Origin of the sequence: Stieleria sp. (assembly GCF_041595215.1) — a bacterium.
GTDB lineage: Bacteria > Planctomycetota > Planctomycetia > Pirellulales > Pirellulaceae > Stieleria > Stieleria magnilauensis.
Window position 1 is genome coordinate 1 of the sequence record NZ_JBFHKV010001047.1, and the last position, 3,009, is coordinate 3,009.

General features: G+C 58.9%; 1 protein-coding gene. It reads right to left on the bottom strand.

The features are described 5' to 3' along the window. Positions 1-123: 123 nt before the first annotated feature. Positions 124-2,676, bottom strand: coding sequence for a protein kinase (locus tag ABX749_RS27830; RefSeq protein WP_372898900.1), 2,553 nt, complete (start codon positions 2,674-2,676; stop codon positions 124-126). Positions 2,677-3,009 lie beyond the last annotated feature (333 nt).

The following is a 3,009-nucleotide window of genomic DNA, read 5'->3' on the forward strand; positions in this document are numbered from 1 at the left end:
AAAGACAAGAAAATGGGTGACAGGAAAATAGTGCCGTGATTTCATTTTCTTGTCACCACTTTTCCTGTCTAATTCTCTTCATTTTTCTGCCCCACGTTTTTCTGCCATCCCCACCCCCCCTCCTCAACGAGCAAACACCTCGCCGCCGTCGCGGGTGATCAGCTTTTTGAGCAACTCCCGATCGAGCTTCTCCATCGTGTGCACGCTGCCGTCGGCCATCAGGTAGGTCAACGGTTCAAAGAACTCCGCCTCTTGATCCCAGCTCAAGTCCTCCGGCTTGGTCCACGGCACGCTGTGCTTCGATTCGATCACGAGCAGCGTGTTGCTGGTTCCATCAAGGAACTCACGCAATCCAACTCCGCCTTCGGTTCCGAGCGCACTGTTCCCGGTGGCATAGCCGAGGTAATTCGTGTGACCGCTGGGTAGGTCTTCGGGTGCGTTGGGGCTGCGATAGACTTCCGGCATTTGATCGAGCAGTTTGAGATTGTTTTCGCTGTTCCAGGGCTCATCAAACTTGTACTGCTCGAACAAGGCGTTCCCCTCAATAAAGGGCAAGATGGCGACGCGCCAGCTGAAAGGCTGAATCGTTTGGTTTCGGTCACCCACCGAGCCTTCGCGCAGATTGACCGAGCCGGGAAATTTGCGGTAGACGGCATGGAAATTGTGAAACGCGACTCCGATTTGCTTGAGCTGATTAAGCAAACGGGTCTGCGGGGTGATCTCCGAAGCGTTCCTTCTTTTCGGAGCGACAAACTGATCGGCGCCTTTTTTCCTCAACTGTTGAATCATCGCAAGCGCCTTGGCATCGTCCGATCCTGTGGGCCGCGGCATGGCATCGATCTCGGCCAAGCTTCCCAGTCTCTTGAAACGGTATTCGCGTGGAATGCCTCCTTCGCTCTGAAGTGTTCCCTGAAACGGCATTTCCGGGGTACGGAGGAATGGATCAAACCCGATCACCATCGTGTTTGGATCCGGGAATCGGCACGTCACCGGGATGACATTGCCCGTGCCTTGATCAGCCATGGTCAGGTGCAGCCCGGACTGGTCCTTTTGCAGCCTGGTGATCTTGCCCGCGGAAACTTGCCAATCGGTCTGAGCATCTTTTTTGGTGACCGCATAGAACTCGGCCTGGTCAATGGCAAACAACATGCCTTCGGGCACCACGCGGTTGGGTACGTCATACGCGGTCAGCAGCCAAAGTCCCGAGAGTGTTTCCAGCACATCGTTCTGTAGGGCTCCGAGTCGGTCGGCAGGTCCTTCGGGAGTTGCGGGCTTGGCAGCGTCAGCGGAGTCCGCGTCGCTGGCGTCATCGTCTCGCAACACCTCCACCTTGGCCCCATCCAGGGGCGCTTGGAACACGGTTCCGTCGGGGAACGTGATTTTGATGAACAATCCCATCAGCAACCCGAGCAACACCCCCAGGAACCCCGACGCGATCGCCGTCGTGATGGGAACCGGACGTCGATACCACGGTTTGCATTGCGTCGTCGTCGACTGCGGTAACGGCTGGGTCTTGGCTTCCAATGCGACGGCATCTTCAACTAGGCGAACCAAGTCATGCCCGGCGGACCATGTCGCCAACTTCGCCGCGACCTCGCCGGGTGATTGTGGACGTCTGGCCGGATCCTTGGCCAACATCGAATCGACCAGACGCACGAGCGCCGGCGGACAATTTGGAACCCGATCGGCGAGACTCGGCGGCGTCTCGCTGACCTGGGCGGTCATCTTGGCGAACACCGTTTGGTGCGTCTGATCCGCAAAGGGCGCATTACCCGAGAGCAGTTTGAACAGGGTGCATCCGAGCGAATAGATGTCCGATCGGCAATCCACCTCACGACCGTCGGTCACCTGTTCCGGTGAAGCATAATCCGCCGTCCCGATCGCCTGTCCCGCCGCAGTCAATTCCTGCTCCCGGCCGGATTGGTAGCGTGCCAGCCCCAGGTCCAACAACTTCACTTGGCCATCGCGGCTGATCATGATGTTGGACGGTTTGACATCGCGATGGACAAACCCTTGGTCGCTGGTGTACTGCAGCGCCGCGGCGACCTTGCGAATGACCTCGCAGGCATCCGCGACGGAGACCGGACCGTGTTTTGCGACCAGCTCGCCCAGGTCCAGTCCGTCGATGTACTCGGTCACCAAAACCGCCGTCCCGTCCACTTCGCGAGCATCATGCGCGGTCAGAATATTGGGGTGGCTCAGCTGGCCGATGGCGCGCATCTCGGAATCAAAACGATCGCGGGTGCGTTGGTCGGCCAAGCGGTGACCGGACAGCAGTTTCACGGCGACATGACGACCGAGTTTGTTGTGCCGCGCCAAGAACACCTTGCCCATCCCGCCGCGGCCGAGCAAGCGGACGATTTCGTACTCGCCGATCGTCTGCGGGATGTCCTGCAACCCGGTGGCGGAAAGTTCATCGGCGGCGGCCAACGCCCCCAACGCTTTGACCATCGCCAACTTGCAATCGGGCTCGTCGGCCAGGCTTGCCAATGGATCCCTCGCCCGCAGCTCGCTGATCAATGAGTCTTCAGCGTCGTCGACCGTTTCCAGTTCGGCTTGACACGTGGTACAGGAACGCAGGTGTTCGAAAAGCTCGTCATTGTCGGCCTCGGGCAACCGCCCGAGCGAATAAGCTCTTAATCGTTCCGCCGTCGGGCACTCGGTCACTGTCATCATCGTATTCTCCTCGTGTTTCCAGTCAGGTTCAAGTCATCATCATGGGAAAGGTCTGCCAGCGGGACGCGTGAGCGACCGGCGGGCGGTAAAACCACGGTCAACACGCGCCACTGGCTGACGCCACGTGCTGGGATACACCCCAGCGGGAAGCGTCAGCGACCGGCACGTGGCAAAAACCACAACCCACTCGCCAGCTGCCGAACTCCGGCATCCCAGCCACCACTGGCGTCCCTTTAGATGAACGCAGGCGTCTGACACCAAATTCCGAAAAAGGATTCGGTTACACTTTTCCCTATGAATGCCAATCCCGATGACCTGCGGCGCCACGAGCAC